Annotated in this window: 15 protein-coding genes; 12 read left to right on the plus strand and 3 right to left on the minus strand. The window is 45.7% G+C overall.

Going from position 1 to position 18,444, the window contains the following annotated elements:
• The first annotated feature begins 99 nt into the window (after nt 1-99).
• The 3 genes from HPL003_RS11205 to HPL003_RS11215 all read left to right on the plus strand — a co-directional run bounded on the left by HPL003_RS11205 (nt 100) and on the right by HPL003_RS11215 (nt 5,332).
• Complete coding sequence (locus HPL003_RS11205; RefSeq protein ID WP_014279755.1) at nt 100-1,614, plus strand: MDR family MFS transporter; 1,515 nt, start codon at nt 100-102, stop codon at nt 1,612-1,614.
• Between the two features lie 554 nt (nt 1,615-2,168).
• On the plus strand, nt 2,169-3,668 hold the full coding sequence (locus HPL003_RS11210) for a glycoside hydrolase family 68 protein (protein WP_014279756.1): 1,500 nt from the start codon (nt 2,169-2,171) through the stop codon (nt 3,666-3,668).
• Nucleotides 3,669-3,772: 104 nt separating this feature from the next.
• The gene (locus HPL003_RS11215; protein ID WP_014279757.1) at nt 3,773-5,332 is read left to right on the plus strand and encodes a glycoside hydrolase family 32 protein; all 1,560 of its coding nucleotides are present in this window, start codon (nt 3,773-3,775) and stop codon (nt 5,330-5,332) included.
• A gap of 141 nt (nt 5,333-5,473) precedes the next feature.
• On the opposite strand, the gene HPL003_RS11220 is transcribed toward HPL003_RS11215, so the two are convergent.
• The gene (locus HPL003_RS11220; RefSeq protein ID WP_014279758.1) at nt 5,474-5,938 is read right to left on the minus strand and encodes a MarR family winged helix-turn-helix transcriptional regulator; all 465 of its coding nucleotides are present in this window, start codon (nt 5,936-5,938) and stop codon (nt 5,474-5,476) included.
• Between the two features lie 278 nt (nt 5,939-6,216).
• Between HPL003_RS11220 and HPL003_RS11225 the strand changes: the two genes are divergently transcribed.
• Both HPL003_RS11225 and HPL003_RS11235 read left to right on the plus strand, forming a co-directional pair.
• Nucleotides 6,217-6,651 carry a hypothetical protein gene (locus HPL003_RS11225; RefSeq protein WP_014279759.1) on the plus strand — a complete coding sequence of 145 codons (435 nt, stop codon included), beginning with the start codon at nt 6,217-6,219 and terminating at the stop codon, nt 6,649-6,651.
• 361 nt (nt 6,652-7,012) lie between these two features.
• Nucleotides 7,013-8,683 carry a ribonuclease J gene (locus HPL003_RS11235; RefSeq protein WP_081473785.1) on the plus strand — a complete coding sequence of 557 codons (1,671 nt, stop codon included), beginning with the start codon at nt 7,013-7,015 and terminating at the stop codon, nt 8,681-8,683.
• Nucleotides 8,684-8,930: 247 nt separating this feature from the next.
• Here HPL003_RS11235 and HPL003_RS11240 read toward each other — a convergent pair whose 3' ends face one another.
• The gene (locus HPL003_RS11240) at nt 8,931-10,211 is read right to left on the minus strand and encodes a BaiN/RdsA family NAD(P)/FAD-dependent oxidoreductase (protein WP_014279762.1); all 1,281 of its coding nucleotides are present in this window, start codon (nt 10,209-10,211) and stop codon (nt 8,931-8,933) included.
• 391 nt (nt 10,212-10,602) lie between these two features.
• Here HPL003_RS11240 and HPL003_RS11245 point away from each other — a divergent pair, with 391 nt between their 5' ends.
• The 3 genes from HPL003_RS11245 (at nt 10,603) to nadE (ending at nt 13,830) form a co-directional block, all read left to right on the plus strand.
• A complete protein-coding gene (locus tag HPL003_RS11245) occupies nt 10,603-12,336 on the plus strand; it encodes a two-component system sensor histidine kinase NtrB (RefSeq protein ID WP_014279763.1) in 1,734 nt (577 codons plus the stop codon).
• Between the two features lie 148 nt (nt 12,337-12,484).
• Complete coding sequence (locus HPL003_RS11250) at nt 12,485-12,919, plus strand: BrxA/BrxB family bacilliredoxin (RefSeq protein WP_014279764.1); 435 nt, start codon at nt 12,485-12,487, stop codon at nt 12,917-12,919.
• A 101-nt stretch (nt 12,920-13,020) separates the two neighbouring features.
• A complete protein-coding gene (gene nadE, locus HPL003_RS11255) occupies nt 13,021-13,830 on the plus strand; it encodes an ammonia-dependent NAD(+) synthetase (RefSeq protein WP_014279765.1) in 810 nt (269 codons plus the stop codon).
• 84 nt (nt 13,831-13,914) lie between these two features.
• On the opposite strand, the gene HPL003_RS11260 is transcribed toward nadE, so the two are convergent.
• Nucleotides 13,915-14,742: an alpha/beta hydrolase family protein gene (locus HPL003_RS11260; protein ID WP_014279766.1), complete on the minus strand. Its 828-nt coding sequence runs from the start codon at nt 14,740-14,742 to the stop codon at nt 13,915-13,917.
• A gap of 178 nt (nt 14,743-14,920) precedes the next feature.
• On the opposite strand from HPL003_RS11260, the gene acpS reads away from it, so the two are divergent.
• From acpS to HPL003_RS27025, 4 genes are all read left to right on the plus strand, one after another.
• The gene (gene acpS / locus HPL003_RS11265; protein ID WP_014279767.1) at nt 14,921-15,325 is read left to right on the plus strand and encodes a holo-ACP synthase; all 405 of its coding nucleotides are present in this window, start codon (nt 14,921-14,923) and stop codon (nt 15,323-15,325) included.
• Nucleotides 15,326-15,329: 4 nt separating this feature from the next.
• On the plus strand, nt 15,330-16,562 hold the full coding sequence (gene mutY / locus HPL003_RS11270; RefSeq protein ID WP_014279768.1) for an A/G-specific adenine glycosylase: 1,233 nt from the start codon (nt 15,330-15,332) through the stop codon (nt 16,560-16,562).
• A gap of 104 nt (nt 16,563-16,666) precedes the next feature.
• On the plus strand, nt 16,667-17,779 hold the full coding sequence (locus HPL003_RS11275) for an AAA family ATPase (RefSeq protein WP_014279769.1): 1,113 nt from the start codon (nt 16,667-16,669) through the stop codon (nt 17,777-17,779).
• Nucleotides 17,757-18,365 carry a hypothetical protein gene (locus tag HPL003_RS27025; RefSeq protein WP_014279770.1) on the plus strand — a complete coding sequence of 203 codons (609 nt, stop codon included), beginning with the start codon at nt 17,757-17,759 and terminating at the stop codon, nt 18,363-18,365. The genes HPL003_RS11275 and HPL003_RS27025 overlap by 23 nt, the downstream gene beginning before the upstream one ends.
• Nucleotides 18,366-18,444: the final 79 nt, after the last annotated feature.

The following is an 18,444-nucleotide window of genomic DNA, read 5'->3' on the forward strand; positions in this document are numbered from 1 at the left end:
CAGTGCGGGTAATACCAATCCTGTGCAGTCGGATTGTACAGGTGCAACACGGTTTACACAAGGAAAGGATTTGTGATTTGCTTGGGAAAAGATAAACCCATGAAGCGCGGACTCGTGCTGACTGGTGTCCTGTTGGCCACCTTTCTGGCCGCGATTGAGGGAACCGTCATCGGTCCTGCCGGACCGACTATTGTTAGTGAACTGGGCAGTGTGAATTTGCTCAGCTGGATTTTTACGGCCTATTTGCTGACGATGGCTGTAACCACACCTATTTTCGGCAAGCTTAGCGATTTATTTGGCCGCAAACCGATTTTTCTGATCGGCTGTTCATTGTTTGTACTCGGTTCTTTGCTTTGTATGCTGGCTGGTAGTATGGAGCAGCTTATTTTGTACCGGGCTATTCAAGGGATTGGAGCGGGCGGCGTGATTCCCGTTACCTTTACCATTATCGGAGATATATACAAAATGGAGGAACGCGGCAAAGTTCAGGGAATGATCAGCTCGGTATGGGGGATTTCTTCCCTGATTGGGCCTTTGCTGGGCGGTTACGTGGTCACTTATTTTGGCTGGGAATGGATTTTTGGCTTTAATGTCCCTTTTGGACTACTGGCTATGTTCTTCATCGCTCGTTACCTGCGTGAGCAGGTAGCCAAGCGTACCGCACGCATCGACGTGCCGGGAGCCGTTACCTTTACTATCGGAATGACGTCCCTGTTGCTCGTATTGGCGCTGGGCGGACAGTATATCGGCTGGGTTTCTCCTGAATTGCTGGCCTTGGCTGCCGTTGCTATTTTATTCCTGGCTCTGTTTTTGGTGATTGAAAAGCGCGCTCAGGAACCGATGGTGCCGCTCAAGCTGTTTCGGATAAGGGATATCGCTTTTTCCTGTGCCGCAGCACTGCTGGTCAGTTCTCTGCTGATCGGCCTGACCAGCTACCTGCCGCTTTGGATTCAAGGCGTACACGGCGGAGATGCCGCTTCATCCGGTCTGGCGCTGGCTCCAATGTCGGTAGGCTGGCTGTTCGGCTCCATGATTGGGGGACGCATTTTGCTGACTTTAGGTTCGCGTCGAACCTCATTAGTCGGACTGACCCTGATTGTATTGGGGGCCTTCGTGATGACCTTGATGGGCCAAACGGCGCCGATCTGGCTGCTGTTCCTGTCCACATTATTGTATGGATTGGGCTTTGGCTTCTCCATGACTGTGTTTACGATTATTGCCCAGTCTTCGGTCGGGTTCCAACTGCGTGGTGCATCTACAGCATTGAATACGTTCCTGCGCACACTGGGGCAAACCATTGGTGTTGCAGCCTTCGGTTCATGGCTTAATTATCGCATTGCTGCCCAGACAGCAGACGGACAGCTTACACAGCAAGGGGTTACGCAGGAGGATATTAACGGTCTGCTTGCACCTCATGCCTCACAAAGTATGAGTGACAAGACTGCTGGCTTGCTCCGCTTTGTACTGGAAAACAGTCTGCATTCCCTGTTCATCATCATGGTCGTTATTGCGGTGATTAGCTGGTTTGTCGTGCTTGGGCTACGAAACCGCCCACCGGGTACGGAAGAAGGAGCAGAGCAACGCATAAAGTCACCACAGAGAGAACACGCGTAAAAGAGAATACGAAATCTTCATAAAAAGAGACAGTCCGGGCACCCAAATAAGGGGCCGGGCTGTCTTTTTTCAACTTCAACTATTCAGTTTTTCAGATTTAACGAAAGTGTCAGAATTAGAATATGTTAATAGTTTTATAAGTAATTAAATGGTAGATTAGACTTAATGAAGTGTAGTAAAAAGTTTATTTCTTAATTGTATTATGGGGTACTAAAGAACCATTTTTTTGAATTCGTTTGCAAATAGAGCTTTTCATGAATTTTTTTGAATGATTTTGGATGAAAATGAAGCAAGAAACCTAGCAAAACTAAATATGCAAAAAAAGCAAGTAACAAATTCTTCTGAATGTTATATGAATGAAATAAAGCAAAATTTTCAGAAATTTACTAGGAAAATATGAGGATAAAATTCAGAGAGCATCCTGTTTCGGCCTTAAATAAAGGGGATTTTCAGTCTATATCAATCGTTTGTCATACCATATAAAATGGCCCTACCAACTAAAAAAGTTGGTTTCTAATCTAGACGGATTAATTAGAACAAGGGAGATGAGGCACTTGGAAATCAACAAATTTTTCAGAAAAGCGACCACATTAACTGTAGCAACCACATTGCTATTGGGAGGGGGCATTCAGGCTTTTGCTGAAAAAACGGATGAATCTGATCTCAAATCAGACAATGCATTTACCCAAATTACACGCCATGACATGTTGAATATTTTCAAACAGCAAGGCAAAGAGAAATTTGAGGTTCCGTCCTTTGATGCATCTACAATTAAGAATATACCTTCTGCAAAAGGCCGCGACAGCTCAGGCAAGCTGATTGATTTCGATGTCTGGGACTCTTGGCCGTTACAAAATGCCGATGGCACAGTAGCCAATTACAAAGGGTATAATATCGTTTTTGGATTGGCAGGCGACCCTAAAAAGGCAGAGGATACATTTATATATCTGTTCTATCAAAAAGCAGGTAATACTTCACTGAGCGGCTGGAAAAATGCTGGCAGAGTATTTAAAGACAATGATAAATTGCTTGTAAACGATCCGATTTTGAAAAATCAGTCAGAAGAATGGTCCGGTTCTGCTACCTTAACCTCTGATGGACAAGTACGTTTATTTTATACCAGCAGACAGCCCTTTGAGCCGAGTAACCAACTATACGGTAAACAAACCTTGACTACGGCTCAAATTAATCTCTCTCAACCTGATGATGAAACACTTAAAGTGGATGGCATCGATGATCTTAAACCGATTTATGACGGTGGAGACGGGAAAACCTATCAAAATGTTCAGCAAAGCGTCGGTGTAGATATGGATAACCATACGTTTAGGGACCCTCACTATGTCGAGGATCAAGGCCACAAATATATTATATTTGAAGCGAACACAGGGACAGAAACAGGCTATCAGGGCGAAGATTCGCTTCAAAACTCAGCTTATTATGGTGGCAATAACGAATTCTTCACGGAAGAGCTCCGTAATCTGTTGCAAAGTCCCAAGAAAAAGGGAGCTGAATTGGCCAACGGCGCACTGGGCATCGTTGAATTGAATAACGATTATACTTTGAAAAAAGTAATGCCCCCTTTGATTGCCTCCAATCTGGTAACGGATGAAATTGAACGGGCGAATGTGTTCAAGATGAATGGTTTGTGGTACTTATTTACGAGCACGAGAGGCTCCAAGGTGACTGTTGATGCAATCGGTGACGATGATATTTACATGCTGGGTTATGCTTCTACTTCCTTGACTGGGCCTTACAAACCGTTGAATGGAACCGGTCTCGTTCTTCATCAGGATCTGGATCGTGATGATATTACATGGACGTATGCCCATTTTGCTATCCCGCAAGGCAAAGGCAATAACGTAGTCGTTTCGAGCTATATGACCAATCGAGGGCTTTTCCCGGATCACAAATCCACTTTCGCGCCAAGCTTCCTGCTGAATATTAAAGGCTCGAAAACCTCTGTCGTGAAAAACGGTATTCTGGAGCAAGGGCAAATCACGATTGATCCAACGGATGACAAAAAAGAACCTCCATATGAGTATGGAAAGAAATAAGTAGGTAATGCAGTATGTCCGAAGGCGGCAGCTTGGTAGCTTGCCGATCTGTCGTCCATCGGACGGTACATAAGATGCAATGAGAGGTAAGGAGGATCGTCATCATGAAAAAAATAACTCCCAAGAGCATTTGGATACGATCCATTGTAGTCATCACAGGCTTAACTATCTTCATAGCTATGGGTTGGAGTATGTATCAACGGGATGCGAGCAAAACTCCAATACCTCCTACAACACCGACCTATCGGGCGGCCTATCATTTTACCGTTCCGGATAAGTGGAAAAATGATCCGCAGCGGCCCATTTATATGGATGGGAAATACCATTATTACTATTTATATAATCGAGATTATCCCGAGAAAAATGGTACAGAATGGCGGCATGCCACCTCAACTGATTTGGTTCATTGGAAGGATGAGGGCGTGTCGATTCCCAAATATACCAATCCGAATGGTGACCCGTGGTCTGGCTCGGTTGTAATTGATGATAACAACAGCGCAGGGTTTGGGAAAGGTGCTCTGGTAGCTATTGTGACGCAGCCTTCCGCAAATGAAGGGAAGCAAGAGCAATTTTTGTGGTATAGCAACGACAACGGTAAGACATTTACTTCTTATGGTGACACTCCTGTGATGAAGAATCCGGGTACCCGGGATTTCAGAGACCCGAAAATCATACGGGATATGCACAGCGATAAATGGATCATGGTCATGGCGGAAGGTACGAAGATTGGTTTTTATGAGTCTGACAACTTAAAGAAATGGCGTTATATGAGTGGCTTTAGCACCGGAAATATCGGACTTGTGGAGTGTCCCGACCTCTACCGAATGCGAGCGGACGATGGAACCTATAAGTGGATTCTCGGCGCAAGCGCAAACGGGAAATCAACAGGTGAGCCTAACACATATGCCTACTGGACGGGAAATTTCGATGGTAACCATTTTTCCCCGGACCATAGTAAGCCTGAGTGGCTGGATTACGGCTTTGATTGGTATGGGGCGGTGACTTTCGAGGAAGGAAAAGGCAGCGATAAATACAGCCACCGTTATGCACTGGCCTGGATGAACAATTGGGATTATGCCAACAACACGCCTACTCTAAAAGAAGGCTTTAATGGGATGGACTCCGTTGTTCGTCAAATTCGACTGAAGCATGTAGATGGGCTTGGGTATCGCTTGGTTTCACAACCGGTCGAAGCTTTGAAGCAATTACCAGCTTCAACGAAGTCATTTGAACAGATCAAGGTTAATGGTACGCACACGCTTCCGGTGAAGGCAGAAGCTTATCAGCTAGAGGCTGATATTTCATGGTCAACGATTAAAAATGCAGGCTTGAGACTACGAGAATCCAAGGATGGCAAGCGTCATGTAGATGTCGGCGTTTCTTTGGAAGGCCAATACTCTTATGTCAATAGAGGGTATACCGGACAGCCGGATCAGCGTGGAGCCTATGTGGAGAGCAAGGCGCCCTTTGATGTAAACCACAAAAACGTTCACCTGAAAATTCTAGTCGATAAGACCAGTATCGAAGTTTTTGTAGATGATGGAGCGGTGGTGCACTCCAGTTTAATCTTCCCGCGTTCGGATGATCAGGGAATTACCCTTTTTGCAGATGGCAGTACAGCTATTTTTAAAAATGTGGTTATCAGCAATTTTATGATTAAGTGAGCGATATGTGAGTCTATGACTATATTGTTTATAGCCATAGATATAGACATAGACATAGAGAGTCCGCCCCACTTTACACGTGGTGCGGACTCTTTGTGAAAAACGCCACTTACAGTTAGTTAATGAGTCGATCTGGCAAGCCTATTTGTGATAGGGTGACAGGTTGTCAGCGCTACGGCCCAGCTTTTTGAGTAAACCGATAAGCTGATCTCTTTCGGTTTCGCTAATTCCACTAAAAGCACGTTCAATCTGACGTGTATAGTCAGGGTAAATTTCGTCCATGACGCGTTGTCCTTCGTCCGTTAATTCTGCATATATAATCCGGCGATCCTGGTCGCACGGGTGACGGTGCAAATAACCGCGGCTCTCCAGCTTGTCGATAACATAGGTGACATTTCCGCTTTGCAGTAACAGCTTTGCTCCAATTTGCTGGATCGGCTGCGCGCCCTTGTGATACAAAACTTCCATCACGGCGAAGGCCGTTGGGTTGAAGCCCACCGTTTTGATGCCAGCAACCGCATGCTCATTTACACTTTTGAATGACTTGCCAAACACGCTATACAAATGCATGGATTGCTGTGTCACGAGTGTTCGGTAATCTATCATCTTCATTCCGCCTTTATGTATGGATTTGGGCATCCTTTGACCGCTCGGCTCGGATGACCGGGCAACCATACCCTTGTTACTAGCATAAAGGGATTTACGTAGGGAAAACATGCGATTTGTCACAGTAGCTGCTTTTTTAACTATTTAATTTCAAAGCTTTTAAGTAAATTTTTGAAAAATAAAGGTTTTGAATGTAAAAATTTCGTCCCAGATGGTTATATTAAAAAATAATATATATTTTGGACCCAAAATAAGATACAACAGAGGAGATGAAGCACATGGAGACGGGTTCTTTCCATTTTCAATTTCGTGATCCACAGCAGGCCGCCCGAGCCTGTGAAACATTAAAAGAAATTGGGTACACCGCCAGCACAAACGGTGACACAGGTTTGAGCGTTCATATTGAGAATCAGGATGTACTGTCTGCACTGGAGATTTGCCAAGCCTATGAGGGCAGCATGATTGAAGCTGGAAATCTCACTTCTGATTCGGGTGACATTCCTGGTTTGCAAGGAAGTGTGTGGGTGCCAAATCCGGGCTATCGTTCGGAGGATTGGATTATTCCCGCGCACATCATCAACGAAGATTGGAGCGAAGCGTATAAGAACGGTTCCTCCCAAACGAACAGCAATACAACAAAGGAGCATAACGTCAGCTCCGATCATCAACCCGAAGACGATGTAGACGGTTTTTCTGGCAGCGTCCATATCTGACTTCACATGAATGAGCATAATGACTGATCAGATGGCTGTTTCTAATGTAAAAGGCACCAGCAAACCTTGAGAGTGTTGGTTGCGCATAATATTATTACTTTCCTCGTGCCATCTTCTTCGGGGGAAGCTGCGCTAACCATGGCCTGTACTTGCACCGCTCGGCTACCCCTGAGTTTTCCTCGGAAGGGTAAAGGTCTGGAGATAAACTGCAAAGCGGCAGTTTCTTCTCCAGGCTTCTTTATTTTATTTCCTTGCTCCCCCATACCGCAATCTTCACAACGTCTCAATAAAGCATTTGTATAAGTTTCGCGTTGAATTTTAATAATATAAAATAGCGTTTTTCTAAGGAGGGAATAACTTGATCCTTGCTGATCATAAATTACTCATTGCTGCTCTAGGCGGTGTTAAGGAAATCGGGAAAAACATGTATTTTATCCAATACAATCAGGATATCGTTGTTATAGACTGTGGGTCCAAGTTTCCCGACGAAAATTTGCCTGGCATTGACCTGATCGTGCCAGACTTCACCTATTTACTGGAAAATCAAGATAAAGTCAAAGCGCTAATCGTGACTCATGGGCATGAGGACCACATTGGAGGAATTCCTTATTTGCTGAAGCAGATCAATATTCCCGTATATGGGACCAAGCTCACCATAGAATTGATAAAAATTAAGGTAAAAGAACATGGCATTCTACATAATGCTGAATTTCACATTATAGATGCCAATTCAACCGTCCATGCTGGTACGATCCAGGCATCTTTTTTCACCACCGTTCACAGCATTCCTGATTGCTTGGGTATCTTTTTTCAGACACCGGAAGGAAATGTGGTTCATACCGGGGATTTCAAATTTGATATGTCGCCCGTAAGTGGTCCTTATCCGGATCTTCATCGAATGGCTGAAATTGGGAAACGGGGAGTTAAAGTGCTTCTTTCCGAAAGTACCAATGCTGAAAGACCGGGATTTACTCCTTCAGAACGTTTGGTTGGCGGGCATATTCTGGATGCGTTCGCTAGGGCAAAACAACAAGTATTTATCTCCACGTTCGCTTCCAATGTTAACCGTGTTCAGCAAGTCATTGACGCCGCTGTAGAAACAGGTCGTAAGCTGGTATTGCTCGGCCGGAGCATGATAAATGTTGTATCCGTGGCTAAGGAGCTAGGTTTTTTGAGCATGCCCGAAGATCTGTTGATTGAGGCGGAGGAAACAGAGAAATTTCCTGCAGAAAAAATCGCAGTTTTATGTACCGGGAGTCAGGGCGAGCCGATGGCTGCACTGTCCCGGCTAGCCAATTCGATGCATCGAAAAATTGAAATTTTGCCCGGGGATACCGTAATTATTGCCGCAGGAGCCATACCGGGAAATGAGCGGAATCTTGCCCAAGTGATTGACAACCTATACGTGCTGGGTGCCCAAGTCATTTATGGATCAGGTAGCTCAACAGGGATGCATGTATCCGGTCATGGCAGCCAGGAAGAGCTGAAATTAATGTTGACCCTGATGAAACCTCAGTATTTGATTCCCGTGCATGGTGAATTCCGGATGCTGTATCAGCATCGTCTGTTAGCGGAATCTGTAGGGATTCCGAATGAAAATGTGTTTATCGTTCATAACGGTGATACCATTCAGATCGAAGAAGGAAGGGCATCCCTGGGACCCAAAGTACCATCTGGCAACAGTCTAGTGGACGGGCTGATGACAGGTGATGTGGGTAATATTGTGCTACGAGACCGGAAAAAACTTTCCTCAGACGGCATGCTGATTATTGTTACGACTTTGAGTAAAGACGAGAAGCATATGCTCGCAATGCCAGAGGTAATTTCAAGGGGTTTTGTGTTTGTTAAGGATTCCGAAGTCCTCATGAATCAAATCCGCGAGACGATCATGTCCACAGTGAACCAGTTAACGGAAACCGAGATGAGCCAGTGGAGTCTAATTAAACAGATGTTAAAGGATAATGTTGGCCGATTTATTTACAGTCAGACCAAGAGAAGACCCATGATTTTACCTATCATTATTGAGATTTAAGAAACTGGCGTGGATTTTGTTCATTACGCCTTTAATCAAAAAAAAGACTTAAATCAGCAATGCGACTGATTTAAGTCTTTTTCGTTGTCACCCTATTTTCCCCCATAGAATGCGGATGTAATGGTGGTTTGTAGCGTAGCGGAGGATTTGAATCTAGAGAAGCGAAGCGTTCGCCTTTGCCACGGGATTCTAACCCTTAAATATGTTATATAATCAAGAGAATCCCGTGGCAACAGCGATCGTAAGATCAAAGCCTACGCGTAGCGTCTTGATCGCTTACAGCCGCCTGTGTTCCCGCCGTATGCCCCGTCGTAAATGCCGCCGTAATATTATAGCCGCCCGTGTATCCGTGAATATCCAAAATCTCGCCGCAGAAGAACAATCCCGGCATTAGCTTGGACTCCATCGTTTTCGGATTGATTTCCTTCAAATTCACACCGCCCCCGGTAACGAACGCCTCTTTCAGAGAGAGCGTACCGTTCACCCGGATCGGAAATGCCTTGATTCGATGGGCTAGCTCCTGCCATTGCTGCTTCGGAATATGATCATACGTCAATTCCTCACGCAGCTCGGTTTGCTGGAGCAGCAGCGGAATCAGGCGTTCCGGCAAATAAGGCTTGAGCACATTTTTAATCGCTTTTTTGGCATCGGCTGCCGCCAGCTCCAATGTTTCGCGGTAGACTTCATCAGTATGCTTATGAGGCTGCAAATCCAGAGTCAGCAGTACCGTGCTGGTCTTGTCCTTTTTCATCCCTTTTACGACAAACTGACTGCATCGCAAGGCGGAGGGACCCGACAGGCCAAAGTGTGTAAAAATCATGTCCCCCTTGTGGGTGACGACCTTCTTTTGCTTCGCATTCCACACGGTCAGGCTGATGTCGCGCAAGGATAGACCTTGTAGCTCCTTCGTCTGGATAAACGTCTCACCTGACGTCAACGGAACCTCCGTTGGATACAGCTCGGTGATCGTATGTCCTGCTTGCTCGGCCCATGCGTAGCCGTCACCTTCCGAGCCTGTATGCGGGACGGACTTGCCGCCCACCGCTACAATAACGTTGCGGCTGCGAAGGGTTTCCCCGGAACGCAATCTTACCCCGGCAGTATGCCCTTCTTTGTAAATAACCTCCTGTACGGGACATCCTGTCCGAATGTCCACTCCTTGAGAGCGAACCTTGTTGACCAAAGCATCGACAACCGTTTTGGCCTTATCCGTCACCGGAAACATACGCCCGTTGTCTTCTTCCTTTAAGGCTATGCCCAGTTGTTCAAAAAAGGCGATGATATCCCGGTTGCCAAAAGCCGCCAGCGCACTGTGCAGAAAACGGCCATTGCCGGGGATGTGCCGGATCAGCTCGTCCAGCTCTTTTGCATTCGTGACGTTGCAGCGCCCTCCACCGGAAATACCCAGCTTTCGTCCGAGTTTATTTCCTTTTTCGAGTAAAAGCACCTTGGCGCCCTCACCGCTGGCTGCCGCAGCGGCCATTAATCCAGCTGAGCCGCCTCCGATCACAATAACGTCGTATGTCATGAACCTCTTCCTTTTTACTGAAAAATTTTTCGGAAACTCAAAATAGGGTAACAGGATTTTCATCATATCGTAATACCGTTACCTTAGATATATATTATCGCTGTATTTCTGTATAAAGATATACCTTATCACAATCTTGGGTATTCGATTGCATTTGCTCTAGAGTGCAATATATAGATGAACAAAAATATCTCAGTCCATATATGGACAGTAGAAGTCATCATCTCGATTTTTCCTGAAAATACGTAAAAACGTCATCTTCATATCTTTTGGTGTTTCGCAGATTTTGTCGTTCTATACCAGGATTTTAACACATATATTGTAATATATTGTAGCCTGTGCTTTAATTCAACTAACGGCGTCAAGGAAAGATGATGAGGGGGAGAAGTCCTTGTTAATTGCGTTGAAGGAAAGTGTGCTTCAAGTTCTCCTTGCCGTGATGTCGGCGGGTTTTTTCTCTATATTAACGGATTATGGGGATAAGAAAAAGGTTTGGGGTGGCAATCTGCTTTCTGGATCTAATCAAGGGATCCTTTATTGGTGTTGCTTGCCAGCCATATTACTATGTTCGCTCTTTCAATATCAGTCTCCTTATGGCCTACCTTCCAATCTGGGGGTTATCCCTCTCGCTGTTGGCATCATGTACGGCAGACGGCGCACCGCATTTATTCTTGCCGCTTCTGCGCTGGTCAGTGTTCTGATTATAGCCCAGTTTACGGCAATGTCGCCAATGTATGTGGGGACGGGTTTTATTCTTTTTCCGTTTATGCTGCTGCATGTTAAGTTCTTTCAAAGAGGAACAATGTTGGACAAAAAGCTTCTTATTTCTGCCTATGTTGCGGCTGATATGCTGCTTAAGGCGTTATTCCCGCTATTGTGGGGCAAACAGGATATTTGGGTATATGTTCCTGATCTCCTTACGACGCTTTGGAACATTGCAGCAGGTGTGCTGGCAAGCTTTTTGGTCGTCAGTCTGATGCAAAATGCCTTCGAGAAGCTGACGTTGCGGCGGGATGTGACCGAGTTTACGAGCAAATATTTAATTGAAGCCGATAAGCTGCGTCAAGTTATGGATCTGATGCCGTTAGCCCTAGTCACTCTGGACAGCGAAGAACGGGTTATACATATGAACAAAACGATGCTGGAACTCTATCGGGACGTCGATCCGTTTATTACGCTCCCTGAGGTGGTGGGTCGTACTTTGACATCGTTGTTGGGTTTTAACACTGTACCAGTGGTCAATGAGCGGGTTGCGAGGGCTCTTGAAGGAGAAGCGGGTGCTGATTTTATAAATGTGCATCCCAAAGTGTTTTTCTCAAGCTTCCTTCCCATTCGTGATAAACATGTAAGCAAAACGACAGGTGTCATTATCGCCTTGCAGGACATTACAGAGCTGGAGACACTGCGCAGCGAGTTGGGCAATTTCGAGAGGCTTAGTCTGGTCGGACAGATGGCAGCGGGCATTACTCATGAAATACGCAATCCGATGGCGGTTGTGCGAGGATTTTTACAGCTTATGCGCGAAAAGAGTCCCGACTCCCTCGGTCACTACTACCGTATTGTGATGGAGGAGCTGGACCGGGCGAATGGAATTATTAACGATTTTCTGTCACTTGCTCAGAACCGAATTGTCGAGAAGGAACAATGCCATCTGCATGATATTATCCGTGAACTCACTCCTCTGCTGTGGGCAGATGCCAATCTGAGAGGACAGACGATCGAGCTGAAGCTGGAGGATCATGTCGCAATGCTGCATTTGAACTCTAAGGAAATGAAGCAATTGCTGCTCAATCTGTCGCGTAATGCGATGGAGGCTATGGGGGATAAAGGTGTGCTGACGATTTCAACGCATGAAGAGGGCGATTTTGTGGAGCTGGAAGTGAAGGATACGGGTCCCGGTATTCCGCAAAATCAGCTTGAAAAGCTGTTCCAGCCTTTTTACACGACCAAAACGAAAGGTACAGGTCTGGGCCTGGCCTTATGCCAAAGTATTGTAGAGCGTCATCACGGTACGATTGCCGTAGATTCGGTGGAGGGAATGGGAACGCGGTTTAGAGTTCGATTGCGCAGAACCATTCCAACTCACAGGGAGCATTCTGAATCACCTTCCATGAATTCCATATAGAAATAATTGTACAAATATATATCCGGATTTTTGCAAATTGCGTGAAAAAGATTGTATAATAAAGATTAGATGTCCATGTCTTTAACACGGCAGAGACTGAAATGAAGCAACGTAATATACATGATTTTTCGAAAAGGAGTGAACGAATATGTCGATGTCTTTTGATCAATATATGAAGGATTCTGTTCAGCCGATGCGCGATGAACTGACGAATCTCGGGATTCAGGAGCTGCGTACTCCGGAAGATGTGGAGGCCAAGCTGCCTGATGCCAAAGGTACAGTGCTGGTCGTTGTGAACTCGGTGTGCGGTTGTGCCGCAGGTCAATGTCGTCCGGGTGTAGCCGAAGCGCTGAAGCATGATATTACACCGGATCACCTGTATACGGTTTTTGCTGGTCAGGATAAGGAAGCAACGGCGAAGGCACGCGAATTTTTCGCACCATATCCGCCATCTTCTCCTTCAATCGCGTTGTTGAAAGACGGCGAACTGGTTCACTTCATCGAGCGCCATCAGGTGGAGGATCGTTCGGCAGATCAAATCGCTGCCGATTTGACCAGTGCATTTGACCGTTTTTGCCGGTAAAACTGCTCAAGCTAGGCCCCGCATTTTTCGCTTGCGAAACTTGCCGGGGCTTTTGCATGTTGGCTTGTGAAGGAAATTCCTAAAAAAGAGGTGCTTATCTGATGAGTTTGCAGGAACAGATTATTGCTGAATTGGGAGTACAACCTACCATTAACGTAGAGGCTGAGGTCCGTAAGCGTGTGGATTTCCTCAAGACGTATGTCACGAAAACCGGAAGCAAGGGTCTGCTGATCGCCATCAGCGGCGGGATCGACAGTGCCGTAGCGGCTGCCTTGTGCAAACAGGCTACGGATGAGCTGACGCAGGAGCAGGGCGAAGAGTACAAGACGCTTGGAGTATTTCAGCCGTATGGCAAGCAGGAAGATATCGAGCACAGCTACGCAGTAGCCAAAGCATTCAACCTGAAATATGCCGGGGAAACGAACATTCAGGAAGCGGTGGACAAGGTTGCCGTGGAAGTAGAGCATTCGTTGAAGGATATCGGTCTTGAGCGTTCCATTACTCCGCAAGTGAGAGGGAATGTGAAGGCGAGAACACGTATGGTGGTTCAATACGCGCTTGCGAATGAGCTGAATCTGCTCGTTGTGGGCACGGATCATGCCTCGGAAGCCATCACAGGCTTTTATACCAAATGGGGCGATGGTGCCGTTGATATTACGCCGCTCAGCACGCTGAACAAACGTCAGGTGCGTTTGCTGGCGAGCTACCTGGGAGTGCCGCAAGCCATTTTGGACAAAGCTCCTACAGCGGGATTGTGGGAAGGCCAGACGGATGAAAAAGAACTGGGTATCTCTTACGAAGCGAACAGCGACTATCTGGAAGGCAAGGAAATTGATCCGGCGGCACGTGAAAAGCTGGAAAGCTTCTTCACACGCACAGCGCATAAGCGGACAAGCATTCCAGGCATTTAAGCAGTGAACAACTATGGCATTGTAAAATAATAATGCGGCGATCCGCCCGGCGGATCGCCGTTTGTCTTGACAGCAGGCTATAGCTTAATTGGTGATCCATTCAATGAAGCGACGGGTTTCGATAATCGCCTGATCCAGCGGAAGGCTACTTCCTTGGAACGGATGAACGGTATTGAAAGTATGATTGCCCCCTTGAATTTGTACCCATTCAATATCAGGACGAACTGAGGTAAGCAGGGCAGAGCCTTCGCGCAGGCGTTTGGAATCATCGGTACCTTGAATGAGTACGGCAGGCAGTTGACTGTCTTTAAGCCGGTCCACGATGGCAAAGCGCTGGCGATTTTGCTCCAGATCTTCCAAAATAACAAGATCCAGGGGAAGTTGCTGCCCGGTTCTGGCGTTTGATACGTAGCTGCGCCCCTTGGTCCGCATTTCTTCTTTTTGCGGCAAGGTGAACAGGTCCAGGTCAGTCACGCCATTCCATGAAATTACGCCTGAAACCTCACCCGGATGATCCAACGCATATATGAAGCAGCTTCCCGCACCTCGGCTGTGTCCTAACAGAAACAACGGCAGTTCTCTGAACTCGTGGCGTGCTCTCAGATTTGTCAGCAGTACATCCAAATCCTCTTGTTCCCGGCTGTAGGTGTTGCGTGCGAACTTTTCCAGCTCGGTAAAATTCATTAGATCCTCACCTATACCGTTATGTGAAAAGTTGAAGGTTACGACATGGTTGTCTATGCTCAAGGCTTCTGCTACATAGGGGAACATGCCCCAATCCTTGAAGCCCTTATAGCCATGAGCGATGACGAGCAAGCTTTTGGCTGTATTTTTGGCGGGAAACCAGGAAGCCCGGATTACCGCATTTGTTCCTGCTTCCGTACCTGCTTCAATAACAAGTGATTCTGACATCCTATCCTTCCTCTCTACGGGAATTTTAAATGGGCATATAAGCTAAATCAATATTCGCAAATAGCCTCTCTTATTTTAACATATTTTGGTGCTGCTTTTACGGCTTTGTGACTCGCCATGATGTGGACACGCTGTTACAATAGGGGCAGTAAAGTATAAAAGGACGGGGAATACCCAAATGATCTACGGAATCGGACATGATGTGCTGGAAATAAGCCGGATGGCTGACATATTGGCAGGCAAGCATGCAGACGCTTTTTTAAATCGGGTGTTGACCCCGGCTGAACGCGACCTTGCTGTGGAGCGAAAGGGCAGGCTGGCGGAGTTTGTAGCAGGGCGCTTTGCCGCGAAGGAAGCGATAACGAAAGCCTTCGGCTGCGGAATCGGGCAGATCATCGGGTTCGGCGATATGGATATTTTACCAGAGCCTGGGGGCAAGCCAGCGGTTTATTTGTCTGCCCCTGCGTGGGACAGACTGGGGCTACCGGGTGCGGGCGGCTCGGATTACAGTATTCACCTGAGTATTACACATCAACCCAACATTGCCTCTGCTTTTGTGATTGTTGAATATAAGGAGACGTGATGTGATGACTACCCATACATTGGAACAAAAACGCTATTTCAGCTTCGAGCTGCTAAATTGGTATACACGAAGCAAGCGGGATTTACCGTGGCGCCGCCACCGGAATCCTTTTTACATCTGGATCTCGGAAATTATGCTTCAGCAGACGCGTGTCGATACGGTGATTCCGTATTTTAATCGCTTTATTGCACGCTTTCCGACGATTGAGGCGCTGGCAGAAGCGCCTGAGGAGGATGTGCTTAAGCTGTGGGAAGGGCTAGGATATTATTCACGGGCCCGGAATTTGCAAACGGCGGCGAAACAAGTGGTTGAGCTTCACGGCGGAGAGGTGCCGGATGATACGCAAGCTGTCGCCGCTCTGAAAGGCGTAGGCCCGTATACGACGGGAGCGATTATGAGCATCGCCTTCAATCGGCCGGAGCCTGCTGTGGACGGTAATGTGATGCGGGTGCTGTCGCGCTATTTTCTGATTGAAGAGGATATTATGAAGGGCAGCACGCGGGCGCATATGGAAAGTCTGGTAAGGGAGCTGATCCCCGAAGGGAGAGCCTCCGACTTCAATCAGGCACTGATGGAGCTGGGGGCGCTGGTCTGCACGCCGAAGTCGCCCCAGTGCCTGATCTGCCCGGTTATGGAGCATTGCTCGGGCCGATTGGCAGGACGGGAGGAGACGCTGCCGGTCAAGACGAAGGCGAAGCCGCCGCGGCTGGAGCCGCGTTCCGTCGCCCTCATCGAGGGCAGCGGCGCGAATGCAGGCCGCCTGCTCGTGCGTCAGCGCCCTGCCAAGGGCCTGTTGGCCCGCATGTGGGAGCTGCCGCACGTGCTTGTCGGGCCGGAGGGCTATAACGGCCCGGTGCCGGATGAGCCAGCCATGGATCACCTGGCGGCTCATTTGCTGGCGGAGGGCGTGCTTGCCCGTCCGGTGCGGTTCGTACGTGAGGCGGAGCACACGTTCAGTCACATTCACTGGAACCTGCGTGTGTTCCAGTGTGAAGAGGCCGCCAGCCCTGCCGGGGAGGCGGGCAGACAGTCGCTGGCTGCCGAGCAGCGGGCAGACTACAGCATGGATGGTGCGAAGCCGGGTGCGCTGATTGCGCTGGCGGAGCAGGAGAAGGGCACGGCACCGCCTGCCGGGTACCGCTGGATCAGCGAGGCCGATATGGACACCTTGGCGTTCCCCAAGGTGTTCCTCGATCTGATCACCGAATATTTTGCGAAGAAAGCAGGAACCTTATGATAGGTTCCTGCTTTCTTCGCAAAAAAATTACATTATGAATATTGAATAGTGTATAATTTTTACGATATTAACATAGAATATATGGAGAAGGAATGGTGATCCATATGCTAAGAAAAGTGATAATAAAGAATTTATGGTCATTTAAAGAAGAGACGGTTGTAGACGTTATAGCGACGGGATATAAAGTGCTGTCAGATTCCAATGTTTTTGATGACAATCTTAAAGGTATTCTATTTGTTGGTGCTAATGCATCTGGAAAAACTAATGCAATTCGTGCTTTAAGGCTACTATTAGAGCTGTTGTTTGCAGAAAAAAAAATAAATTTAGCCTTGCAAAAATGTTTATTCTCAGAATTGAATTCTTTTCGTTTAACTTATGAGTTTCAAATTACAGAAGATCTAATTACGTATTTTATTGAATACGATGTAAATAAAAAAATGTTTATAGAAAAATTGATCATCAACAATCACACTGTTTTAAACAGGATCGGGAGCAACGGCGAATCAGAAATAACAGACAATAATTTATATACTGATATTGAAGGAGAATCACTACTTTTAAGGGAAATATATTTTAATACCAAATTTAGGAATCATAACACGCTAAAAAAATGGTTTGATTTTTTGATGCATTCTATATATTTAGACGGTTACAAGGAATATTTATTTTCTCCAGGCAACTATTCTCTTAAGTTAGAAGATTATTTAGAAAATCAGGGAGAGACAGAGATTAATCGTTTTTTTGAGCATTTTAACTTTAATCAAAGAATTGAATCATCCCTCGAAAAAAATATCTTTTTCAAACGTGAAGGTGTGGGGGAGCCTATCCCCTTTCCTTTAGAGTCTTTGGGCAATCAAAAGTTATTAAGATTGTTACCTGCTTTTTTTCATGTTGTTAAACATGGGGGAATGCTAATTATTGATGAATTTAGTAGCGGTCTTCATAATTTTTTGGAGGAACTGCTCGTTAAGTACTTTATGGAAAATTCATTGAATTCACAGCTTTTCTTAGTATCTCATTCAACCAATTTACTTTCCAATTCCCTATTACGACCTGATCAAATTTATGCAGTGGATTTTAATGGTATTCAGGGTAGTACAATTAAAAGATTTTCTTCTGAACAACCTAGAGTTGCGCAGAATTTAGAGAAAATGTATACAAGCGGAGTATTTGGGGGAGTGCCACACTATAAAGATGACAACAATAAAAATAAATAAAGAGAAAAATATTGGGAAAGTGTTATTGATTGTTGAGGGATTAAAAACGGAGTTTTATTTGATTCACAAGTTATTTACTCAAATATTTGATTATCAATATGAAAGTTTAAATCGTATGTTGAAGTATAAAAAGTCTAACAGTAAAGAAGGAATTGAATCTTCTGTATTTGTAATAAATACTGAAGAATCTGCCATTTCATTTATAGACGATAGTAATGATTTTCTAAATAACATGTTTGAAAAATTAATTGAAGATTATGATTTCCCTGTAGATCGATCAGCTATTTTTTATATATTTGACAGGGATGCGGATTCCAACAAAGACTCCGAGCTTATTACTAATTTGATTAAAACTTTAAGCAATTCTCGGGAAAATGAGGGTTTTACAAGGCAAGGTATGCTATTGATAAGCTATCCATGTATTGAAAGCTTCGTTGCTTCTGGTTTTATTGAAAATACACATGACTTGGAGTTTAAAACAGGCTCAGAATTAAAAAGATTTCTCAATGAGCAAAAAATATACAAGCTCTTGAGTCTACTATGTATCATGTTACTTGACTTAGGCTTGATCCAAATTACTGAATAATCAAAGTTGAAATTTTATTTTTTGCATATCTTATAGATTGTAAGTACAGATCATGAAAAATGAGTAGGAATGAGCTAAT

Source organism: Paenibacillus terrae HPL-003 (assembly GCF_000235585.1).
GTDB classification, from domain to species: Bacteria; Bacillota; Bacilli; order Paenibacillales; family Paenibacillaceae; genus Paenibacillus; species Paenibacillus terrae_B.

Bases quoted from the DNA above. Each gene is read 5' to 3' on its own strand.
- HPL003_RS11250 (WP_014279764.1), top strand. From the start codon at position 12,485: ATGTCGATGTCTTTTGATCAATATATGAAGGATTCTGTTCAGCCGATG.
- HPL003_RS11260 (WP_014279766.1), bottom strand. From the start codon at position 14,742: ATGTCAGAATCACTTGTTATTGAAGCAGGTACGGAAGCAGGAACAAAT.
- HPL003_RS11215 (WP_014279757.1), top strand. From the start codon at position 3,773: ATGAAAAAAATAACTCCCAAGAGCATTTGGATACGATCCATTGTAGTC.
- HPL003_RS11225 (WP_014279759.1), top strand. From the start codon at position 6,217: ATGGAGACGGGTTCTTTCCATTTTCAATTTCGTGATCCACAGCAGGCC.
- HPL003_RS11240 (WP_014279762.1), bottom strand. From the start codon at position 10,211: ATGACATACGACGTTATTGTGATCGGAGGCGGCTCAGCTGGATTAATG.
- HPL003_RS27025 (WP_014279770.1), top strand. From the start codon at position 17,757: ATGACAACAATAAAAATAAATAAAGAGAAAAATATTGGGAAAGTGTTA.
- nadE (WP_014279765.1), top strand. From the start codon at position 13,021: ATGAGTTTGCAGGAACAGATTATTGCTGAATTGGGAGTACAACCTACC.
- HPL003_RS11220 (WP_014279758.1), bottom strand. From the start codon at position 5,938: ATGATAGATTACCGAACACTCGTGACACAGCAATCCATGCATTTGTAT.
- mutY (WP_014279768.1), top strand. From the start codon at position 15,330: ATGACTACCCATACATTGGAACAAAAACGCTATTTCAGCTTCGAGCTG.
- HPL003_RS11275 (WP_014279769.1), top strand. From the start codon at position 16,667: ATGCTAAGAAAAGTGATAATAAAGAATTTATGGTCATTTAAAGAAGAG.
- HPL003_RS11205 (WP_014279755.1), top strand. From the start codon at position 100: ATGAAGCGCGGACTCGTGCTGACTGGTGTCCTGTTGGCCACCTTTCTG.
- acpS (WP_014279767.1), top strand. From the start codon at position 14,921: ATGATCTACGGAATCGGACATGATGTGCTGGAAATAAGCCGGATGGCT.